The organism is Mycobacterium simiae (genome assembly GCF_010727605.1).
Taxonomy (GTDB): domain Bacteria; phylum Actinomycetota; class Actinomycetes; order Mycobacteriales; family Mycobacteriaceae; genus Mycobacterium; species Mycobacterium simiae.
The window spans coordinates 4188023-4208663 of record NZ_AP022568.1; the positions used below are offsets into that span (position 1 = coordinate 4188023).

The following is a 20641-nucleotide window of genomic DNA, read 5'->3' on the forward strand; positions in this document are numbered from 1 at the left end:
GTGTCCGGTAATGGAAAGCCAGTCGGCGTAGCGGTACTCGGCTTCGGCAATGTCGGTAGCGAAGTGGTCCGCATCATCGAGCAGAGTGCGGAAGATCTCGCGGCCCGGGTCGGGGCGCCCCTTGTGTTGCGCGGCATCGGAGTCCGACGCGTCGCAGCCGATCGCGGCGTCCCGGTCGAACTGCTCACCGACAACGTCGATGAGCTGGTGTCCCGCGAAGACGTGGACATCGTCGTCGAATTGATGGGGCCGGTCGAGCCGGCCCGCAAGGCGATCCTGACGGCCCTCGAGCACGGCAAGTCGGTGGTCACGGCGAACAAGGCGTTATTGGCGCAGTCCACCGGAGAATTGGCCCAGGCTGCCGAAAACGCGCATGTGGACTTATATTTCGAGGCGGCGGTGGCCGGCGCGATCCCGGTTATCCGTCCGCTCACCCAGTCGCTGGCCGGCGACACGGTGGTGCGAGTGGCCGGCATCGTCAACGGCACCACCAACTACATCCTGTCCGCGATGGACAGCACCGGCGCCGATTACGACAGCGCGCTGGCCGACGCGAGTGCGCTCGGTTACGCCGAGGCCGACCCCACCGCCGATGTCGAGGGCTACGACGCCGCGGCCAAGGCGGCGATCCTGGCGTCCATCGCATTTCACACCCCGGTGAGGTCCGACGACGTCTACCGCGAGGGCATCACCAAGATCACCCCGGCGGACTTCGCGTCCGCGCACGCGCTGGGCTGCACCATCAAGCTGCTGTCAATCTGCGAACGCATCACCACTGACGAAGGCCAGCAACGTGTTTCGGCGCGCGTCTACCCGGCGCTGGTGCCGCTGTCGCATCCGTTGGCCACCGTCAACGGGGCGTTCAACGCGGTAGTGGTGGAAGCCGAGGCCGCGGGCCGGCTGATGTTCTATGGTCAGGGCGCCGGCGGTGCGCCGACCGCGTCGGCGGTGACCGGCGACCTGGTGATGGCGGCTCGCAACCGGGTATTGGGCAGCCGGGGGCCGAAAGAATCCAAGTATGCGCAACTGCCCGTCGCCCCAATGGGTTTCATCTTGACTCGCTACTACGTGAGCATGAATGTCGCCGACAAGCCGGGCGTCTTGTCCTCCGTGGCGGCCGAATTCGCCAAGCGCGAGGTCAGCATCGCCGAGGTCCGTCAGGAGGGTGTCGTGGACGAAGGCGGGCGCCGGATCGGTGCCCGCATCGTGGTGGTCACCCACCGCGCTACCGATGCCGCACTCTCCGAAACCGTTGCCGCGCTGGCTGATTTGGACGTCGTGCAGAGTGTGACGAGCGTGCTGAGATTAGAAGGAACCAGCCTATGAGCACGCCGCGTACCGCCACGCACACGCCGTGGCCGGGCCTGATCGCCGCCTACCGCGACCGACTGCCGGTCGGCGACGACTGGACGCCGATCACCTTGCTGGAGGGCGGCACGCCGCTGATTCACGCCGCTCGGCTGTCCGAGCAGACCGGCTGCACGGTCCACCTCAAGGTCGAGGGCCTCAATCCCACCGGCTCCTTCAAGGACCGGGGGATGACGATGGCGGTCACCGACGCGGTGGCGCGTGGTCAGCAGGCCGTGCTGTGCGCCTCCACCGGCAACACCTCGGCCTCGGCGGCGGCCTACGCCGCACGCGCCGGCATCACCTGCGCCGTGCTCATACCGCAGGGCAAGATCGCGATGGGCAAGCTCGCGCAGGCGGTGATGCACGGCGCCAAGATCATCCAGATCGACGGAAATTTCGACGACTGCCTGGAGCTGGCCCGCAAGATGGCCGCCGACTTCCCGACGATCTCGTTGGTCAACTCGGTCAACCCGGTGCGCATCGAGGGGCAGAAGACGGCGGCGTTCGAGATCGTGGATGCGCTGGGCACCGCGCCGGACGTGCACTCGCTGCCGGTCGGCAACGCGGGCAACATCACCGCCTACTGGAAGGGCTACACCGAGTACCACCACGAGGGCATCGCCGACAAGCTGCCGCGGATGCTGGGCACCCAGGCCGCCGGCGCGGCGCCATTGGTGCACGGCAAGCCCGTCAGCCACCCGGAGACCATCGCGACGGCCATCCGCATCGGCTCGCCGGCCTCGTGGACCGCTGCGGTCGCCGCGCAGCAGCAGTCCAACGGCCGGTTCCTGGCCGCGACCGACGACGAGATCCTGGCCGCCTACCATCTGGTCGCTCAATCCGAAGGTGTGTTCGTCGAACCCGCATCCGCGGCCAGCATCGCCGGCCTGCTCAAGTCCGTCGAGGACGGCTGGGTGGCCCGCGGATCGACCGTGGTGTGCACTGTGACCGGTAACGGCCTCAAGGACCCCGACACCGCCCTGCGGGATATGCCGAGCGTGTCTGCACTGCCGGTAGACCCCGTCCTGGTCGTCGAAAAGCTGGGTCTCGCGTAGTGGCAGCTCGGCGCGCACCGACTCCGAAAGCCGGCCGGTGACTCAACTGCTGCCCGCCGGGCTGGTGGCCAGCGCCGCGGTGTCGGCGTCCAGTGCCAACCTCGGCCCCGGTTTTGACAGCATCGGCCTGGCGTTGAGTCTCTCCGACGAGATCGTCCTGCAGACAACCGATTCCGGACTCGTCGTTGAGGTGGAAGGCGAGGGCGCCGACCAGGTCCCATTGGGCCCGGACCATTTGGTGGTGCGCGCCATCGAACGCGGCATGCAGGCGGCCGGGGTGCGGGCGCCCGGCATGGTGGTGCGCTGCCGAAATGCCATCCCACACTCCCGCGGCCTCGGCTCGTCGGCCGCGGCGGTGGTCAGCGGCCTGGCTGCGGTGAACGGCCTTGTTGCACAAACGGATTCGTCACCGCTGAGCGAGGCGCAGCTGGTCCAGCTGGCGTCGGAGTTTGAAGGCCATCCCGACAATGCCGCCGCCGCGGTGCTGGGCGGCGCGGTGGTGTCGTGGACCGACGGCAACGGGGCCCGGGCCGAATATTCGGCAGTGCCGCTTGCGCTGCATCCCGGAATCCGGCTGTTCTGCGCGATCCCAGATGAGCGTTCGTCCACCGCGGAGACCCGCGTGCTGCTGCCCGAGCGGGTCAGCCACGAAGACGCCCGGTTCAACCTGAGCCGGGCCGCATTGCTGGTAGTCGCGCTCACCAGCCGCCCCGATTTACTGATGGCGGCCACCGAAGACGTGCTGCACCAGCCGCAACGAGCCGCCGCGATGCCCGCGTCGGCGGAATATCTGCGGCTGCTGCGGCGTCTTAAGCTGTCAGCGACGCTTTCGGGGGCGGGTCCATCGGTTATCGCATTGAGTACCGACTCGGAGCTGCCGGCGGAGGCGCTGGACTACGGTGCCGCCAATGGATTCAGGGTGGTGCAGCTGACGCCCGGCGAAGGAGTTCGCTGGAGCCCGGGTGCCACAATCACCGGATAATCCACAGGCTCACCGGAGGGTTTGCTTGCTTGAATCACCGATGCGGGCTATCCTCGGCATCGTCCAGCAATCGCAGGATCTGCATCTGCATAAATACTGCCTTGCCGCTGGGACAACACCAATTCTTCTCGTGGACGAGGTTCGCCTTTCTCTCCGCCCCTCCAGGCGATCACCGTTGCAAGTCGATTGGGCGCACTCGGCAATTTGGCTGACTGCAACGACCCCCCTATGACGTGATCAGCGGGGGAAGAAAGGAAATCCGTGACTGATACGGACCTGTTCACGGCTGACGAAAGCACCGACGGCAACCAGCTGTCGGATGCCGTGACCACAACCACTCCCGACGTCAAATCCAAGGTCTCGACCGGCTCCCTGTCGACCCTGGTGCTGCCCGAATTGCGTGCGCTGGCGAGCCAGGCCGGCGTCAAGGGGACGTCGGGCATGCGCAAGAACGAACTCATCGCCGCGATCAAAGAAATCCGGGGCCAGGCGAACGGCGCTGGCGCCGAGGCCGCCCCGACCACCGACACGGGCAGCGGCAACGGCGACGGCGACAAAACCAAGAACCAAGAAAAGAACCGAGATAACGCGAAGGCCGAAGCCCCGGCCGCCCAAGGGGAACAGCAGGATTCGGCGCCCGAAGCCGCGCCGCGCCGGGAACGCCGCACCGCCACCCGCGAAGCGGGCTCATCCGGCCGCGGCGACGAGTCGGATCGTGCCAAGGCACAGAACCGCAACGGCACCGCCCCCGAGGAGACCGACACCCGCGACCGCGGCGCGAAGGACAACAAGGGCGAAGACCGCGGGTCGGATTCCGGCGACCAAGGTGGGGATCAACAGGGCTCGGGCGGCCAGCAGGGGCGCGGTGGTTCGAATCAGCAGGATGACGACGGCGAGGGCCGGCAGGGCCGGCGCGGTCGCCGATTCCGGGACCGCCGGCGGCGCGGCGAACGCAGCGGTGAGGGCGGCGACGCCGAGCTGCGCGAAGACGACGTCGTCCAGCCGGTGGCCGGCATCCTTGACGTCCTGGACAACTACGCGTTCGTGCGCACGTCGGGGTACCTGGCCGGCCCGCACGATGTCTACGTCTCGATGAACATGGTCCGCAAGAACGGCCTGCGCCGCGGCGACGCGGTGACTGGTGCCGTGCGGGTGCCCCGCGAGGGCGAGCAGCCCAACCAGCGGCAGAAGTTCAACCCGCTGGTCCGGCTGGACAGCGTCAACGGGGGCCCGGTCGAGGACGCCAAGAAACGGCCCGAGTTCAGCAAGCTCACGCCGCTCTACCCCAACCAGCGGCTGCGCCTGGAGACCACTCCCGACCGGCTGACCACCCGTGTCATCGACCTGATCATGCCGATCGGCAAGGGCCAGCGCGCGCTGATCGTGTCGCCGCCCAAGGCCGGTAAGACGACGATCCTGCAGGACATCGCCAACGCGATCACCAAGAACAACCCGGAATGCCACCTGATGGTCGTGCTCGTCGACGAGCGGCCTGAAGAGGTCACCGACATGCAGCGTTCGGTCAAGGGTGAGGTCATCGCTTCGACCTTCGACCGCCCGCCGTCCGACCACACCTCGGTCGCCGAGCTGGCTATCGAGCGGGCCAAGCGCCTGGTCGAGCAGGGCAAGGACGTCGTGGTGCTGCTGGACTCGATCACCCGGCTGGGCCGCGCCTACAACAACGCGTCGCCGGCATCGGGCCGGATCCTGTCCGGTGGTGTCGACTCCACCGCGCTCTACCCACCTAAGCGGTTCCTGGGTGCGGCCCGCAATATCGAGGAAGGCGGATCGCTGACCATCATCGCCACCGCGATGGTCGAGACCGGCTCCACCGGTGACACGGTGATCTTCGAAGAGTTCAAGGGCACCGGTAACGCGGAGCTCAAGCTGGACCGCAAGATCTCCGAGCGCCGGGTCTTCCCGGCGGTGGACGTCAACCCGTCCGGCACCCGGAAGGACGAGCTGCTGCTGTCGCCCGACGAGTTCGGCATCGTGCACAAGCTGCGGCGCGTGCTGTCGGGGCTGGATTCGCATCAGGCCATCGACCTGCTGATGTCGCAGCTACGCAAGACGAAAACCAACTACGAGTTCTTGGTGCAGGTGTCCAAGACGACGCCGGGAGCCATGGACGGTGACTGACAGTGACTGGCAACACCGCGTTCCGCGGCGGGTGAGTCGCCGCGACACTTGAACCACGCACACGACGCGCCGCGACCGACGTCGCCGAGGTTTAGGTTTCGCCGTCACCTGTGCGTCGGGAATGTCGGCCAGTGCCCCGTTGTTTTGGGGAGGAGTGGCTGACCTGGCATAATCGATGCTCGACCAGATCGAAGAGGACATCATGAAAACTGACATTCATCCCGCCTACGCGGAGACCACGGTGGTCTGCGGATGCGGTCACACGTTCCAGACCCGCAGCACCAAAGAAGGCGGTCGCATCGTCGTCGAGGTCTGCTCGCAGTGCCACCCGTTCTACACCGGCAAGCAGAAGATTCTGGACAGCGGCGGCCGGGTTGCACGCTTCGAGAAGCGTTACGGAAAGCGCAAGGCCGGAGCCGACAAGGCTGAATCAGCCGGTAAATAGCTGCCTGACCGACGCCCGAACTGTGCAACAGCGCAGGCCGGGCGTCGGTTCGCGTTTGCGGCCAATAAGCTCCTGACGGCCCGGGAGACCGGGGGAGACGGGGAAGGAGGTGTGTGATGACGCAGCCGGTACAGACGATTGACGTGCTGCTCGCCGAGCACGCCGAGCTCGAGCAGCGACTGTCGGATCCCGAGCTGCACGGCAATCCCGACGAGGCACGCAAGGCGGGTCGCCGATTCGCCCGACTGGCCCCGATTGTCGCCACCCATCGCAAGCTGGAGGCCGCTCGCGACGATCTGGCGACCGCACGCGAACTGGCCGCCGACGACGACTCGTTCGCTGACGAGGTCGTCGAACTCGAAGCGCGCGTGGCCGAACTCGACACGCAGCTCACCGACATGCTGGCGCCGCGCGATCCGCACGATGCCGACGATGTCGTGCTGGAAGTCAAATCCGGTGAAGGCGGCGAAGAATCGGCGTTGTTCGCCGCCGATCTAGCCCGGATGTACATCCGCTACGCCGAGCGGCACGGCTGGACGGTGACGGTACTGGACGAGACCACCTCCGACCTGGGCGGCTATAAGGATGCGACGTTGACCATCGCCAGCAAGGGCGACTCGGTCGACGGGGTGTGGTCGCGGTTGAAGTTCGAGGGCGGCGTACACCGCGTGCAACGCGTCCCGGTCACGGAATCCCAAGGGCGGGTGCATACTTCGGCCGCCGGCGTGCTGGTCTATCCCGAACCCGAAGAGGTCGGCGAAGTGCAGATCGACGAGTCGGATCTGCGCATCGACGTCTACCGGTCGTCCGGCAAGGGCGGGCAGGGCGTCAACACCACCGATTCGGCGGTGCGAATCACCCACCTGCCCACCGGAACCGTCGTCACCTGCCAGAACGAACGATCACAGCTGCAGAACAAGATTCGGGCCATGCAGGTGCTGGCCGCCCGGCTGCAGGCACTCGCCGAGGAACAGGCGCAGGCCGACGCGTCGGCGGATCGGGCCAGCCAGATCCGCACCGTGGATCGCAGCGAACGGATCCGCACCTACAACTTCCCGGAGAACCGCATCACCGATCACCGAATCGGTTTCAAGTCACACAATCTCGACCAGGTTCTCGACGGTGACCTGGATGCCCTCTTCGATGCGCTCAGCGCCGCCGACAAACAAGCACGGTTGCAACAGGCATGACCGCCCTGAGACGCGTGATCGATTCTGCTGCGACGGTGCTTGCCGAAGCCGGAATCGATTCGGCGCGTTTCGATGCCGAGGAGTTGGCCGCCTACGTGGCGGGTGCCGAACGCGGCCGGTTGACGCTGATCGAATCGATCGACGACGACTTCTTGGTGCGCTACCACGACGCGGTCGCCGCGCGGTCGCGGCGGGTGCCGTTGCAACATCTGACCGGGACGGCCGCGTTCGGCCCGGTCCTGCTGCAGGTGGGCCCGGGGGTGTTCATTCCGCGGCCAGAGACCGAGGCGATCTTGGAATGGGCCATCTCGCAGCGCCTGACGGCGCCAGCTGTGATCGTCGACTTGTGCACGGGCTCGGGCGCTTTGGCGATCGCCCTGGCTGTGCACTGGCCTACCGCCCGCGTCATCGGCATCGACGACTCCGAGGCGGCCCTGGACTACGCGCGCCGCAACGTCGCGGGCACCGCGGTGGAACTGGTGCGCGCCGATGTCAGCACTGCGGGCCTGCTTCCCGAGCTCGACGGACGGGTTGACCTGATCGTGGCCAATCCGCCCTACGTGCCCGACGATGTCGTGCTGGAGCCCGAGGTGGCCCGGCATGACCCGGCGCACGCGGTGTTCGGCGGCACCGACGGCATGGCGGTGATTCCCGCGCTGGCCGGTCTGGCTGGGCGCTGGCTGCGCCCCGGCGGCCAGTTTGCCGTCGAGCACGACGACACCACCTCCTACGCCACCGTCGACGTCGTCGCGGCCACCGGCCTGTTCGACGACATCCAGGCACGGCGCGATCTGGCCGGCCGGCCACGGTTTGTGACCGCGCGCCGGCGTGCGGCGCACCCGCAGACCCGGGGTGCCCTCCGTGGCTGAGGTGTTCGATTGTGCTGTGCCCGAACAACGTTCGGCCGGGATCGCCGCTGCGGTCGGGGCGCTGAAGGGCGGCCGGTTGGTGGTGCTGCCTACTGACACCGTGTATGGCATCGGTGCCGACGCCTTCGACAACTCCGCGGTGGCCGCACTGCTTGCCGCGAAGGGGCGGGGCCGCGACATGCCGGTCGGTGTCCTGGTCGGCTCCTGGCACACCATCGAAGGCCTGGTCTACACCGTGCCGGATGGGGCGCGGGACCTCATCCGCGCATTTTGGCCTGGCGCGCTGAGTCTTGTTGTGGCACAGGCACCGTCGTTGCAATGGGATCTCGGCGATGCTCGTGGCACCGTGATGCTGCGGATGCCGCTGCACCCGGTGGCCATCGAGCTGCTGCGCGAGGTCGGTCCGATGGCGGTGTCCAGCGCCAACGTCTCCGGGCGCCCGGCCGCGGTGGACGCCGCGGAGGCCCGCGCCCAGCTCGGCGATCTCGTCGACGTCTATCTCGACGCCGGGCCCGCCCAACAACAGGCCGCCTCCACGATCGTCGACCTCACCGGGGAGACGCCGCGGCTGCTGCGGGCGGGACCGGTGAGTGCCGAGCGGATCGCGGAAGTACTCGGCATCGATCCGGGGCGATTGATCGCCTAGCCCGAAGCAAGGATTCAGCTCCGATGGAAGGTGGCGTACGGTCGCGTGGTGTCTAGCGAGCCGGGCAGCAATCTAGCCATTCTTGCCTCAGGTCTGCACGCCCTGGCCGATCGTGGTGCCGGGGTGCCACTGCGGGAGCTGGCGCTGGTCGGACTGACCGCCGCGATCATCACCTACTTCGCGACCGGGCCGGTGCGGGTGTTGGCCACCCGGTTGGGTGCGGTCGCCTACCCGCGGGAACGCGATGTGCATGTGACGCCGACCCCCCGCATGGGCGGGTTGGCGATGTTCGTCGGTGTGGCCTCCGCGGTGTTCTTGGCTTCCGAGCTGCCCGCACTGACCCGCGGTTTCGTCTACTCCACCGGTATGCCCGCGGTCATGGTGGCAGGCGCGGTGATCATGGGTATCGGGCTGATCGACGACCGTTGGGGGTTGGACGCGCTCACCAAATTCGCCGGCCAAATCACCGCCGCCAGCGTGCTGGTGACCATGGGTGTGGCCTGGAGCGTCCTGTACATCCCGTTCGGCGGCGTGGGCACCATCGTGCTGGATCAAGCGTCGTCGATCTTGCTCACGCTGGCCCTGACCGTCTCGATTGTCAACGCTATGAACTTTGTCGACGGACTCGACGGGCTGGCCGCCGGATTGGGTCTCATCACCGCGCTGGCAATCTGCATTTTCTCCGTCGGACTGCTGCGCGACCACGGCGGCGACGTCCTGTTCTATCCGCCCGCCGTGATCTCGGTCGTGCTCGCCGGGGCGTGTTTGGGCTTCCTGCCGCACAACTTTCACAAGGCCAAGATCTTCATGGGCGACTCCGGCTCCATGCTGATCGGATTGATGCTGGCCGCCGCCTCCACCACCGCGGCGGGTCCGATTTCGCAGAACGCCTACGGCGCCCGCGATGTCTTTGCCTTGCTGTCACCCTTCCTGCTGGTCGTCGCGGTGATGTTCGTTCCGATGCTCGACCTGCTGCTGGCCATCGTGCGGCGCACCCGGGCGGGCCGCAGCGCGTTCAGCCCCGACAAGATGCATTTGCATCACCGGCTGCTGCAGATCGGTCATTCGCACCGTCGGGTGGTACTGCTCATTTATTTGTGGGTGGGCATCGTCGCGTTCGGCGCCGCCAGCACGATCTTTTTCAACCCGCGCGACACCGGCGCGGTGATGTTGGGCGCCATTGTGGTTGCGGGGGTTGCGACGGCGATCCCGCTTTTACGACGTCGCGACGACTACGACGGAGAGTAGTAGTGCCGCTGACCTTGTGGTACGGTGCTGGTAGAACCCCAAATTGAAACTTGTGGGTTGCCGGCCAATCGGGTTGCCAGATCGTTTTCCGGCAGTGCCGATTGTCGATCGACCGAGGGAGCTACCCCTTGAGTGATTCGGCTGTGACGTGCGATACGCTCGGCGGACCACCGATCAGTCGGTCGGAAGGTTCCCGCTCCATCAATCCAGATTGAGGTGCTGCAGTGACGACACCAGCGCAGGACGCGCCGTTGGTGTTTCCCTCTGTTGCCTTCCGTCCAATCCGGCTCCTGGTGATCAGCGCTGTGATCACCGCGGTGGCGATGGCGGCCGCCGGGTTCGCCGGTCACCTGATGGTCGGAGTCTTCTTCGGTGTCGGGTTGCTGCTGGGTTTGCTCAACGCATTGCTGGTGCGTCGCTCGGTGGCATCGATCACCGCGAAAGAACACCCCTTGAAAAGTTCGATGGCGATCAACTCGGCAACCCGGCTCGCGATCATCACCGTCATCGGTCTGATCATCGCCTACATTTTCCGGCCAGCCGGACTGGGCGTGGTATTCGGCCTGGCACTGTTCCAGGTGGTGCTGGTGCTTTCGACTGCACTGCCGGTATGGAAGAAGCTGCGCGCCGGCGGCGCGGAGTCGGCATGCGACGACACCTTGGACGGCTTGCAACAAGGCTTAGAAAAAGACTTGGAAAAAGGCATGGAAAGAGGAAACAACAACGATGACTGACACGTCGTTTTTGGCCGAAGGCGCGATCGAGGTCGGCGAGCACAGCCACGCCACCTGGTTCGGGCTTACGGTCAACACCGACACGATCCTGTCGACCGGGATCGCCGCGATCATCGTGATCGCCCTGGCTTTCTTCCTGCGCGCCAAGATCACTTCCACCGGTGTGCCCAGTGGCGTTCAGTTGTTCTGGGAGGCCATCACGGTCCAGATGCGCGATCAGATTGAGAGCGCGGTGGGGATGCGGATCGCGCCGTTCGTGTTGCCGCTGGCCGTCACCATCTTCGTGTTCATCCTGATCTCCAACTGGCTGTCGGTGCTACCGCTGCAGTACACCGACGCGTCTGGGCACACCACCGAGCTGCTGAAATCGGCGGCCGCGGACATCAATTACGTTCTGGCGCTGGCCCTGTTCGTCTTCGTCTGCTATCACGTGGCAGGCATCTGGCGCCGTGGCATTGTCGGACACCCGGTGGCGGTGCTCAAGGGGCACGTGGCGTTCCTGGCGCCGATCAACCTGGTCGAAGAGCTCGCCAAGCCGATCTCGTTGTCGCTCCGACTTTTTGGCAACATCTTCGCCGGCGGCATCCTGGTCGCGCTGATCGCGCTCTTCCCGCCCTACATCATGTGGGCGCCCAACGCGATCTGGAAGTCCTTCGACTTGTTCGTCGGTGCGATCCAGGCGTTCATCTTCTCGATCTTGACCATCTTGTACTTCAGCCAAGCCATGGAGATCGAGGATCACCATGACTGAGACCCACACCAATCAGCTCACCAATCGGCCTGAGCCACACACCATTACAGGAACCTGGTAGACCCCTACCAGATATAAGGAGGATAAGAATGGCCCTGGACCCCCAAGTCGCTGCCGCTGCTCTCATCGGCGGTGGAATCATCATGGGCGGCGGTGCGATCGGTGCCGGTATCGGTGACGGTATCGCCGGTAACGCGCTGGTTGCGGGCATCGCCCGGCAGCCGGAGGCGCAAGGCCGGTTGTTCACGCCGTTCTTCATCACTGTCGGTCTGGTTGAGGCGGCCTACTTCATCAACCTGGCCTTCATGGCGCTGTTCGTATTCGCAACCCCCGTCGGCTAGTTCGCTGTGATGGGAGATGCGAGCCGCGGCGTTCTGGCATCCAGCCAGATAGCAGCAGAGGGGGGCAACAACTTTCTTGTCCCCAATGGCACGTTCTTCTTCGTGCTGGCGATCTTCCTGATCGTGCTGATCGTGATCGGCACGTTCGTCGTGCCGCCGGTCATGAAGGTGCTCCGCGAACGCGACGCGATGGTGGCCAAGACCGCCGCCGACACGAAAAAGGCGAACGAGCAATTCGAAGCCGCCGAAGCGGACTACGAAAACGCCATGAGGGAAGCCCGTGTTCAGGCGTCGTCCCTGCGTGATAGCGCCAGGGCGGAAGGTCGCAAGGCTGTCGAGGACGCCCGCGCCCGTGCCGAGCAGCAGGTGGCATCGACGGTCCAGAAGGCTGCCGAGCAATTGAAGCGGGAAAGGGACGCCGTGGAACTGGATCTGCGTGCCAACGTGGCTTCCATGTCAGCGACTTTGGCCAGTCGCGTCCTCGGTGTCGACGTCACAACCACTGCCGCAGCAAGGTAACTATCAATGTCGACGTTTATCGGGCAGCTGATCGGATTCGCCGCCATCGTTTTCCTGGTGGTGCGTTATGTCGTGCCGCCAGTACGCAATTTGATGGCCGCTCGGCAAAACACCGTGCGCCAGCAGTTGGAGGACGCGGCGAAGGCCTCGGACCGGTTGACGGAATCGACTGCGGCGCACAGTAAAGCCGTCCAAGCTGCTGAGTCGGAAGCCAAGCAGGTGGTGGCAGAGGCCAAGGCGGATGCCGAGCGAATCGCCGAGCAGCTGTCCGCCCAGGCCGAAGTCGAGTCGGCGCGCATCATCGGACAGGGATCCCGGCAGGTCGAACTGCTGCGGACGCAGCTGGCACGTCAGCTTCGCCTGGAACTGGGTCACGAATCTGTACGTCAGGCAACGGAATTGGTGCGCAACTATGTCGCCGATTCCGCCCAGCAGGCGTCTACCGTCGACCGTTTCTTGGATGAACTCGACGACATGGCGCCGGCCTCAGCCGACGTCCAATACCCGCTGCAGTCCAAGTTCCGCTCGTCGAGCCGGGTCGCGTTGGCCAACCTCACCGAACAATTCCGCGACGTCGCCAAAGACCTTGACAGCAAAGCTCTTTCCACCCTGTCGGCCGAGCTGGTCTCGGTGGGCCGGTTGCTGAGTCATGAAGCGGTCGTGACCCGGTACCTCACCGTGCCGGCCGAAGATGCGTCACCGCGCGTCCGGCTGATCGAGCGGCTGGTATCGGACAAGGTCGGCGAAAACACCCTCGGGGTGTTGCGGGCGGCCGTCTCCGAACGTTGGTCTGCCAACAACGACCTGATCGATGCGATCGAACATGTGTCGCGCCAAGCGCTGCTGGAGGTCGCCGAGCGCGACGGCAAGGTCGATGAGGTCGAAGACCAGCTGTTCCGTTTCTCCCGCGTTCTCGACGCCCAGCCCCGCCTTGCCATCCTGCTGGGCGACTACGTCGTCCCGTCCGAGCAGCGGGTAGCCCTGCTGCGCAAGGTGCTGGAGAGCGCCAGCGGCCGGGTCAACCCGATCGTGCTGTCCCTGCTGAGTCAGACCATCGAGCTGCTGCGCGGTCAGTCGGCCGAGGAAGCCATCCAGTTCTTGGCCGAAGTTGCGGTGGCCCGCCGCGGTGAGGTCATCGCCCAAGTCAGCGCGGCGGCCGAGCTCAGCGACGCCCAGCGCACTCGCCTCACCGAGGTGCTTGGTCGCATCTACGGGCATCCGGTCACGGTGCACCTGCAGGTCGAACCGGATCTGCTCGGTGGGCTGCTGATCTCCGTGGCCGACGAGGTGATCGACGGGACGCTCACGTCGCGCCTCGCCGCGGCCGAGGCGCACCTGCCCGACTGACCACCAAACCGATCCCCGCGAACGACAGAATCAAGTAGGAAGACGAAAAGCCATGGCCGAGTTGACAATCTCCGCTGATGACATCCAGAGCGCAATCGAGGAGTACGTAAGCTCCTTTACTTCCGACACCTCCCGCGAAGAGGTAGGCACCGTCGTGGACGCCGGCGACGGCATCGCGCACGTCGATGGCTTGCCGTCGGTCATGACCCAGGAGCTGCTCGAATTCACCGGCGGCGTCCTGGGTGTCGCGCTCAACCTCGACGAGCACAGCGTCGGCGCGGTGATCCTGGGTGACTTCGAGAAGATCGAAGAGGGCCAGCAGGTCAAGCGCACCGGCGAAGTACTTTCGGTGCCTGTCGGCGACGCGTTCCTGGGCCGGGTGGTCAACCCGTTGGGTGAGCCCATCGACGGCCAGGGCGACATCGAGACCGACACACGCCGTGCACTCGAGATCCAGGCCCCCTCGGTGGTACAGCGGCAAAGCGTCAGCGAGCCGCTGCAGACCGGCATCAAGGCCATCGACGCCATGACCCCGATCGGGCGCGGCCAGCGTCAGCTGATCATCGGCGACCGCAAGACGGGCAAGACGGCGGTGTGCGTCGACACGATCCTCAATCAGCGCAAGAACTGGGAGACCGGCGACGAGAAGAAGCAGGTGCGCTGCGTCTATGTGGCCATCGGCCAAAAGGGCACCACGATCGCCTCCGTGCGGCGCGCGCTGGAAGAGGGCGGGGCGATGGACTACACCACCATCGTGGCCGCACCGGCATCCGACTCCGCTGGATTCAAATGGCTTGCACCGTACACGGGTTCGGCGATCGCCCAGCACTGGATGTACGACGGCAAGCACGTGTTGATCGTCTTCGACGACCTGTCCAAGCAGGCCGAGGCGTACCGCGCGATCTCGCTGCTGCTGCGCCGCCCGCCGGGTCGCGAGGCGTACCCGGGCGACGTGTTCTACCTGCACTCGCGGCTGCTGGAGCGCTGCGCGAAGCTTTCCGACGAACTCGGTGGCGGTTCGATGACCGGCCTGCCCATCATCGAGACCAAGGCCAACGACATCTCGGCCTACATCCCCACCAACGTCATCTCGATCACCGACGGACAGTGCTTCTTAGAGTCCGACCTGTTCAACCAGGGTGTGCGGCCGGCCATCAACGTCGGTGTCTCGGTGTCGAGGGTCGGTGGCGCCGCGCAGATCAAGGCCATGAAGGAGGTCGCCGGCTCGCTGCGGCTCGACCTGTCCCAGTACCGCGAGCTGGAAGCGTTCGCCGCGTTCGCTTCCGACCTGGATGCCACGTCCAAGGCGCAGCTGGACCGCGGCGCGCGGCTGGTCGAGTTGCTCAAGCAGCCGCAATACCAGCCGCTTCCCGTTGAAGAACAAGTGGTGTCGATCTTTCTGGGCACCGGCGGGCATCTGGACTCGGTGCCCGTCGAGGATGTCAGCCGCTTCGAGACGGAGCTGCTGGACCACATGCGGGCTTCGGAGGAAAGCCTGCTGGCCGGAATCCGGGACAGCGGAAAGCTTTCCGAAGAGGCCGAGGCGCAACTCGAAGACATCATCGGCAAATTCAAGAAGGGTTTCGCCGCCAGCGATGGTGGATCGGTGGTGCCGGACGAGCACGTCGAGGCCCTCGACGAAGAAGACTTGGGCAAGGAGTCGGTCAAGGTCAACAAGCCGGCGCCCGAAGACAAGAAGAAGCAAGAGAAGAAGAAGTAATACTCGATGGCTGCCACACTTCGTGAGTTGCGCGGACGGATCCGCTCCGCCGGTGCGATCAAGAAGATCACCAAAGCCCAAGAGCTGATCGCGACCTCGCGTATCGGTAGAGCTCAGGCCCGGCTGCAGGCCGCTCGCCCGTACACCGAAGAGATCACCAACATGTTGACCACGCTGTCCAGCGAGGCGGCGCTGGATCATCCGCTGCTCGTCGAACGGTCGGAGCCGAAGCGGGCGGCCGTGCTGGTGGTGTCCTCGGACCGCGGTCTGTGTGGTGCCTACAACTCCAGCGTCTTCCGTCGCGCCGAGGAGCTGTTCTCCTTGCTGAGGGAGGAGGGCAAGACGCCGGTGCTGTACGTGGTCGGCCGTAAGGCGTTGGGGTACTACAGTTTCCGTAACTGGAAGATCACCGGTTCCTGGACCGGCTTCTCGGAGCAACCCACCGTCGAGAAAGCCGCCGAGGTGGCGTCCACGCTGGTGGACGCTTTCATCCCCGGCAGCGACGGTGTCGAGGAGGGATCGGACGACGCGGGTGTCGACGAATTGCACATCGTGTACACGGAATTCAAGTCGATGCTGTCGCAGTCCACGACGGCCCACCGGATGGCACCGATGGTCGTCGAGTACTCCGAAGAATCCGATACGTTGCACACCCTGTACTCGTTCGAACCGGACGCGACGACACTGTTCGACGCGCTGCTGCCCCGGTATGTGACCACCCGCGTGTACACGGCGCTGCTCGAGTCCGCGGCATCGGAGCTGGCGTCGCGCCAGCGGGCGATGAAGTCGGCCACCGACAATGCCGACGATCTGATCAAGGCATTGACGCTCATGGCGAACCGCGAGCGGCAGGCCCAGATCACCCAAGAGATCAGTGAAATCGTCGGCGGCGCAAACGCGCTCGCGGACGCCCGAGCCCGATAGCACCACGAGGAAGCGAAGAAATATGACTGCGACTGCCGAAAAGAGCACTAAGTCGACAAGCGCCGACACCAGCGGCCGCGTGGTACGGATCACCGGGCCGGTCGTCGACGTCGAGTTCCCGCGCGGTTCCGTTCCGGAACTGTTCAACGCGCTGCACGCCGAGATCACGTTCGAAGAGCTCAAGAAGACACTCACGCTCGAGGTCGCCCAGCACCTCGGCGACAACCTGGTGCGGACTATCTCGCTGCAGCCCACCGACGGCCTGGTTCGCGGTGTCGAGGTGACCGACACCGGTGCGTCCATCTCGGTGCCGGTCGGTCAGGAAGTCAAGGGACACGTCTTCAACGCGCTCGGACACTGCCTGGACAAGCCCGGCTACGGCGACGACTTCGAGCACTGGTCGATTCACCGTAAGCCGCCGCCGTTCGAAGAGCTGGAACCGCGCACCGAGATGCTCGAGACCGGTCTGAAGGTCGTCGACCTTCTCACCCCGTATGTCCGCGGCGGCAAGATCGCCCTGTTCGGCGGTGCCGGCGTGGGCAAGACCGTGCTCATTCAGGAGATGATCAACCGTATTGCTCGCAACTTCGGCGGTACCTCGGTGTTCGCCGGCGTGGGGGAGCGCACCCGTGAGGGCAACGACCTGTGGGTCGAGCTGCAGGAAGCCAACGTGCTCAAAGACACCGCGCTGGTGTTCGGTCAGATGGACGAGCCGCCCGGCACCCGTATGCGGGTGGCGCTGTCCGCGCTGACCATGGCCGAGTGGTTCCGCGACGAGGCTGGCCAGGACGTGCTTTTGTTCATCGACAACATCTTCCGGTTCACCCAGGCGGGATCGGAGGTCTCGACGCTGCTCGGCCGGATGCCGTCGGCGGTGGGCTACCAGCCCACGCTGGCCGATGAGATGGGCGAGCTGCAGGAGCGCATCACCTCGACGCGAGGAAAGTCGATTACGTCCATGCAGGCCGTCTATGTGCCCGCCGACGACTACACCGACCCGGCACCGGCGACCACATTCGCGCACCTGGACGCCACCACCGAGCTGTCGCGTTCGGTGTTCTCCAAGGGCATCTTCCCCGCGGTGGACCCGCTGGCCTCCAGTTCGACCATCCTCGACCCCAGCGTCGTCGGTGACGAGCACTATCGGGTGGCGCAAGAAGTCATTCGAATCCTGCAGCGATACAAGGACCTTCAGGACATCATCGCGATCCTCGGTATTGACGAGCTGTCCGAGGAGGACAAGCAGCTGGTCAACCGAGCCCGGCGGATCGAGCGCTTCCTGTCGCAGAACATGATGGCGGCCGAGCAGTTCACCGGGCAGCCAGGTTCGACGGTCCCGCTGAAGGAAACCATCGAGGCATTCGATCGGCTGACCAAAGGTGAGTTCGACCACGTGCCCGAGCAGGCGTTCTTCTTGATCGGTGGTCTTGACGACCTGGCCAAGAAGGCCGAGAGTCTTGGCGCCAAGCTCTAGCTTGCGGTGTCACCTAGGAGGGTCCGCAAGGCATCGAAAGGGTTTGTGGCATGGCTGAATTGAACGTCGAAATCGTCGCCGTCGATCGCAAGATCTGGTCAGGCGAGGCAACGTTCGTGTTCACCCGCACCACCGTGGGTGAAATCGGCATCCTGCCGCGGCACATCCCGTTGGTGGCACAGCTGGTCGACGACGCCATGGTGCGGGTCGAGCGGGAAGGCCAAGACGACCTCCGGGTCGCGGTTGACGGCGGCTTCTTGTCGGTGACCGAGGACGGTGTCACCATTCTCGCCGAATCCGCGGAGTTCGAATCGGAGATCAACGAGGCCTCGGCGCGGCAGGACTCCGAATCCGACGACCCGCGTATCGCGGCTCGCGGCCGCGCGAGATTGCGCGCCGTCGGCGCGATCGACTAGATGCCGATGAGCGCGCCCATGATCGGCATGGTCGTGCTCGTTGTCGTCTTAGGCGCGGCGGTCCTCGGGTTGAGTTATCGGCTGTGGAAACTGCGCCAGGGCGGTACCGCCGGAATCATGCGGGATATCCCCGCGATCGGTGGTCACGGCTGGCGGCATGGCGTGATCCGATACCGGGGCGGGGAGGCGGCCTTCTACCGCCTGTCCAGCTTGCGGCTATGGCCGGACCGGCGGCTGAGCAGGCGCGGTGTCGAGATCGTGGCCCGGCGCGCACCGCGTGGCGACGAGTTCGACATCATGACCGACGAGATCGTGGTGCTCGAGCTGCGCGATACCACGCAGGAACGCAGATCCGGCTATGAAATTGCCCTCGATCAGGGCGCTTTGACGGCCTTCTTGTCGTGGCTGGAATCACGTCCGTCGCCGCGGTCGCGTCGCCGTAGCGTTTGACCAAAGCCGCACCGGCCCAACCGATCACCCGGTTCAGTCGGCGGCGTCGTCGCCCGGCTTCCCCGCCGGTCTCCACAGCACATCGCCATCGGGATTGGCCGCCCGCGACAGGATGAATAGCAGATCGGACAATCGGTTGAGGTATTTCGCCGGCAACGCGTTGACCGTGTCCGGCGCGGAATCCACGGCCGCCCACGCGGACCGCTCGGCGCGGCGCACCACCGTGCGCGCCACATGCAATAGCGCCGAAAGCGGCGAACCGCCGGGCAGCACAAAGGAATTCAGCGGCGCCAACGGCTCGTTATATTTGTCACACCACTCTTCGAGCCGGTCGATATAGGACTGCGCCACGCGCAGCGGCGGGTACTTGGGTTTGGCCACGACCGGGGTGGACAGGTCCGCGCCGGCGTCGAACAAATCGTTCTGGATCTGTTGCAGCACCGCCGCAATCCCGGCATCGGGACGACCCACGGCGATGGCGACGCCGATCGCGGAGTTGGCCTCGTCGCAATCCGCGTAGGCGACCAGGCGGGGGTCGTTCTTGGAGACTCGCGAGAAGTCGCTCAGTCCCGTGGTTCCGTCATCGCCGGTTCGCGTATAGATGCGGGTCAGGTGCACGGCCATGACCAAACCGTACTCGGCCAACCGCTTAGCTGACTGACAAGCCGATAGCGCTTCACTAGACTGACACGGGTGGCTGAGCGATTCGTGGTGACCGGAGGTAACCGGTTGTCAGGCGAAGTCGCAGTGGGGGGCGCCAAGAACAGCGTGCTCAAGCTGATGGCGGCGACGCTGCTGGCCGAAGGCACCAGCACCATCACCAACTGTCCCGACATTCTCGATGTGCCGTTGATGGCCGAGGTGCTGCGCGGCCTGGGCGCCACTGTCGAACTCGACGGCGATGTCGCCCGCATCACTTCGCCCGACGAACCCAAGTACGACGCCGACTTCGCCGCCGTGCGGCAATTCCGCGCATCGGTCTGCGTGCTCGGCCCCTTGGTCGGCCGGTGCAAACAAGCGCGGGTCGCGCTGCCCGGCGGCGACGCGATCGGGTCTCGTCCGCTGGACATGCATCAAGCAGGCTTGCGGCAACTGGGGGCGACCTGCAATATCGAGCACGGATGCGTGGTCGCGCACGCGGATACGTTGCGCGGCGCGGAGATTCAGCTGGAATTCCCGTCGGTGGGCGCCACCGAGAACATCCTGATGGCCGCCGTCGTGGCCGAGGGTGTCACTACGATCCACAACGCGGCGCGCGAACCGGACGTCGTCGACCTGTGCACGATGCTCAACCAAATGGGCGCGCAGATCGAAGGCGCCGGCTCGCCGACGATGACCATCACCGGAGTTGACCGGCTTTACCCCACCGAGCACCGGGTGATCGGCGACCGCATTGTGGCCGCCACCTGGGGGATCGCCGCTGCCATTACCCGCGGCGACATTTCGGTAACCGGTATCGACCCGGCGCACTTGCAAGTGGTGCTGCACAAACTGCACGACGCGGGTGCCACCGTTACCCAGACGGACAACAGCTTCCGGGTCACCCAGTACGAACGTCCCAAGGCCATGAACGTTGCGACGCTGCCGTTTCCCGGTTTCCCGACGGACTTGCAACCGATGGCGATCGCGCTGGCGTCGATCTCCGACGGCACCTCGATGATCACGGAGAACGTGTTCGAGGCGCGCTTTCGGTTCGTCGAGGAAATGATTCGGCTCGGCGCCGACGCCCGCACCGACGGGCATCACGCCGTCGTGCGTGGACTGCCGCAACTGTCCAGTGCACCGGTGTGGTGTTCGGACATCCGCGCCGGCGCGGGCCTGGTGTTGGCGGGTCTTGTCGCCGACGGAGACACCGAGGTCCACGACGTCTTCCACATCGATCGCGGCTACCCATTGTTCGTCGAAAACCTGGCGATTTTGGGAGCGGAGATCGAGCGGGTACAGTAACCAAAGTCAGTGCCCCACAGGCGCGGTCGCCTCCCGAAGGAGACCGAGACCGAGGCTTGACTCCCTCGCCGGATTGGTACTAACCTGGCACGGC

At 65.4% G+C, this 20641-nt stretch carries 21 protein-coding genes; 20 read left to right on the forward strand and 1 reads right to left on the reverse strand.

What is annotated here, in order from left to right:
- The 19 genes from G6N33_RS19645 to G6N33_RS19735 all read left to right on the forward strand — a co-directional run bounded on the left by G6N33_RS19645 (position 1) and on the right by G6N33_RS19735 (position 18600).
- Positions 1 to 1326 (forward strand): homoserine dehydrogenase, encoded by a 1326-nt coding sequence (locus G6N33_RS19645; protein ID WP_044507375.1) that lies wholly within the window; start codon positions 1 to 3, stop codon positions 1324 to 1326.
- Positions 1323 to 2405 carry a threonine synthase gene (gene thrC / locus G6N33_RS19650; protein WP_044507373.1) on the forward strand — a complete coding sequence of 361 codons (1083 nt, stop codon included), beginning with the start codon at positions 1323 to 1325 and terminating at the stop codon, positions 2403 to 2405. The genes G6N33_RS19645 and thrC overlap by 4 nt, the downstream gene beginning before the upstream one ends.
- A 37-nt stretch (positions 2406 to 2442) precedes the next feature.
- Positions 2443 to 3387, forward strand: a complete 945-nt coding sequence (gene thrB / locus G6N33_RS19655; protein ID WP_044507371.1) for a homoserine kinase — start codon at positions 2443 to 2445, stop codon at positions 3385 to 3387.
- Between the two features lie 261 nt (positions 3388 to 3648).
- Entirely contained in the window at positions 3649 to 5526 is a 1878-nt protein-coding gene (rho, locus tag G6N33_RS19660; protein ID WP_101528545.1) for a transcription termination factor Rho, read from the forward strand.
- 202 nt (positions 5527 to 5728) lie between these two features.
- On the forward strand, positions 5729 to 5971 hold the full coding sequence (gene rpmE, locus G6N33_RS19665; RefSeq protein WP_044512164.1) for a 50S ribosomal protein L31: 243 nt from the start codon (positions 5729 to 5731) through the stop codon (positions 5969 to 5971).
- Positions 5972 to 6087: 116 nt separating this feature from the next.
- On the forward strand, positions 6088 to 7161 hold the full coding sequence (gene prfA, locus G6N33_RS19670) for a peptide chain release factor 1 (RefSeq protein ID WP_044507367.1): 1074 nt from the start codon (positions 6088 to 6090) through the stop codon (positions 7159 to 7161).
- Entirely contained in the window at positions 7158 to 8030 is an 873-nt protein-coding gene (gene prmC / locus G6N33_RS19675) for a peptide chain release factor N(5)-glutamine methyltransferase (RefSeq protein ID WP_101528546.1), read from the forward strand. The genes prfA and prmC overlap by 4 nt, the downstream gene beginning before the upstream one ends.
- Positions 8023 to 8676 (forward strand): L-threonylcarbamoyladenylate synthase, encoded by a 654-nt coding sequence (locus G6N33_RS19680; RefSeq protein WP_044507364.1) that lies wholly within the window; start codon positions 8023 to 8025, stop codon positions 8674 to 8676. Before prmC ends, G6N33_RS19680 begins: the two co-directional genes overlap by 8 nt.
- A 30-nt stretch (positions 8677 to 8706) precedes the next feature.
- Complete coding sequence (locus G6N33_RS19685) at positions 8707 to 9924, forward strand: glycosyltransferase family 4 protein (RefSeq protein ID WP_044507362.1); 1218 nt, start codon at positions 8707 to 8709, stop codon at positions 9922 to 9924.
- A 224-nt stretch (positions 9925 to 10148) separates the two neighbouring features.
- Complete coding sequence (locus G6N33_RS19690) at positions 10149 to 10658, forward strand: ATP synthase subunit I (protein ID WP_044507360.1); 510 nt, start codon at positions 10149 to 10151, stop codon at positions 10656 to 10658.
- Entirely contained in the window at positions 10651 to 11409 is a 759-nt protein-coding gene (atpB, locus tag G6N33_RS19695; protein WP_044507358.1) for a F0F1 ATP synthase subunit A, read from the forward strand. The genes G6N33_RS19690 and atpB overlap by 8 nt, the downstream gene beginning before the upstream one ends.
- A gap of 95 nt (positions 11410 to 11504) precedes the next feature.
- Positions 11505 to 11750 (forward strand): F0F1 ATP synthase subunit C, encoded by a 246-nt coding sequence (locus tag G6N33_RS19700; RefSeq protein ID WP_090609504.1) that lies wholly within the window; start codon positions 11505 to 11507, stop codon positions 11748 to 11750.
- 9 nt (positions 11751 to 11759) lie between these two features.
- Positions 11760 to 12269: a F0F1 ATP synthase subunit B gene (locus G6N33_RS19705; protein ID WP_044507355.1), complete on the forward strand. Its 510-nt coding sequence runs from the start codon at positions 11760 to 11762 to the stop codon at positions 12267 to 12269.
- A gap of 6 nt (positions 12270 to 12275) precedes the next feature.
- Entirely contained in the window at positions 12276 to 13616 is a 1341-nt protein-coding gene (locus tag G6N33_RS19710) for a F0F1 ATP synthase subunit B/delta (protein ID WP_044507352.1), read from the forward strand.
- Positions 13617 to 13668: 52 nt separating this feature from the next.
- Entirely contained in the window at positions 13669 to 15336 is a 1668-nt protein-coding gene (atpA, locus tag G6N33_RS19715; protein WP_044507351.1) for a F0F1 ATP synthase subunit alpha, read from the forward strand.
- Positions 15337 to 15342: 6 nt separating this feature from the next.
- A complete protein-coding gene (locus G6N33_RS19720) occupies positions 15343 to 16260 on the forward strand; it encodes a F0F1 ATP synthase subunit gamma (RefSeq protein ID WP_044507349.1) in 918 nt (305 codons plus the stop codon).
- A 22-nt stretch (positions 16261 to 16282) separates the two neighbouring features.
- Positions 16283 to 17734, forward strand: a complete 1452-nt coding sequence (gene atpD, locus G6N33_RS19725; RefSeq protein WP_044507347.1) for a F0F1 ATP synthase subunit beta — start codon at positions 16283 to 16285, stop codon at positions 17732 to 17734.
- 50 nt (positions 17735 to 17784) lie between these two features.
- On the forward strand, positions 17785 to 18150 hold the full coding sequence (locus G6N33_RS19730) for a F0F1 ATP synthase subunit epsilon (protein WP_044507345.1): 366 nt from the start codon (positions 17785 to 17787) through the stop codon (positions 18148 to 18150).
- A 6-nt stretch (positions 18151 to 18156) separates the two neighbouring features.
- Positions 18157 to 18600 carry a DUF2550 domain-containing protein gene (locus G6N33_RS19735; protein WP_044512161.1) on the forward strand — a complete coding sequence of 148 codons (444 nt, stop codon included), beginning with the start codon at positions 18157 to 18159 and terminating at the stop codon, positions 18598 to 18600.
- Between the two features lie 33 nt (positions 18601 to 18633).
- Here G6N33_RS19735 and G6N33_RS19740 read toward each other — a convergent pair whose 3' ends face one another.
- Positions 18634 to 19224, reverse strand: a complete 591-nt coding sequence (locus G6N33_RS19740; protein WP_044512158.1) for a cob(I)yrinic acid a,c-diamide adenosyltransferase — start codon at positions 19222 to 19224, stop codon at positions 18634 to 18636.
- 69 nt (positions 19225 to 19293) lie between these two features.
- Here G6N33_RS19740 and murA point away from each other — a divergent pair, with 69 nt between their 5' ends.
- Positions 19294 to 20547 (forward strand): UDP-N-acetylglucosamine 1-carboxyvinyltransferase, encoded by a 1254-nt coding sequence (gene murA, locus G6N33_RS19745; RefSeq protein ID WP_044507343.1) that lies wholly within the window; start codon positions 19294 to 19296, stop codon positions 20545 to 20547.
- Positions 20548 to 20641: the final 94 nt, after the last annotated feature.

What these genes read in the sequence shown, in the direction of transcription:
- G6N33_RS19740 (WP_044512158.1), bottom strand. Translation starts at nt 19,224, where the DNA reads ATGGCCGTGCACCTGACCCGCATCTATACGCGAACCGGCGATGACGGA.
- G6N33_RS19730 (WP_044507345.1), top strand. Translation starts at nt 17,785, where the DNA reads ATGGCTGAATTGAACGTCGAAATCGTCGCCGTCGATCGCAAGATCTGG.
- G6N33_RS19720 (WP_044507349.1), top strand. Translation starts at nt 15,343, where the DNA reads ATGGCTGCCACACTTCGTGAGTTGCGCGGACGGATCCGCTCCGCCGGT.
- G6N33_RS19710 (WP_044507352.1), top strand. Translation starts at nt 12,276, where the DNA reads ATGTCGACGTTTATCGGGCAGCTGATCGGATTCGCCGCCATCGTTTTC.
- G6N33_RS19735 (WP_044512161.1), top strand. Translation starts at nt 18,157, where the DNA reads ATGAGCGCGCCCATGATCGGCATGGTCGTGCTCGTTGTCGTCTTAGGC.
- atpA (WP_044507351.1), top strand. Translation starts at nt 13,669, where the DNA reads ATGGCCGAGTTGACAATCTCCGCTGATGACATCCAGAGCGCAATCGAG.
- thrC (WP_044507373.1), top strand. Translation starts at nt 1,323, where the DNA reads ATGAGCACGCCGCGTACCGCCACGCACACGCCGTGGCCGGGCCTGATC.
- atpB (WP_044507358.1), top strand. Translation starts at nt 10,651, where the DNA reads ATGACTGACACGTCGTTTTTGGCCGAAGGCGCGATCGAGGTCGGCGAG.
- rpmE (WP_044512164.1), top strand. Translation starts at nt 5,729, where the DNA reads ATGAAAACTGACATTCATCCCGCCTACGCGGAGACCACGGTGGTCTGC.
- prfA (WP_044507367.1), top strand. Translation starts at nt 6,088, where the DNA reads ATGACGCAGCCGGTACAGACGATTGACGTGCTGCTCGCCGAGCACGCC.
- G6N33_RS19705 (WP_044507355.1), top strand. Translation starts at nt 11,760, where the DNA reads ATGGGAGATGCGAGCCGCGGCGTTCTGGCATCCAGCCAGATAGCAGCA.
- atpD (WP_044507347.1), top strand. Translation starts at nt 16,283, where the DNA reads ATGACTGCGACTGCCGAAAAGAGCACTAAGTCGACAAGCGCCGACACC.
- prmC (WP_101528546.1), top strand. Translation starts at nt 7,158, where the DNA reads ATGACCGCCCTGAGACGCGTGATCGATTCTGCTGCGACGGTGCTTGCC.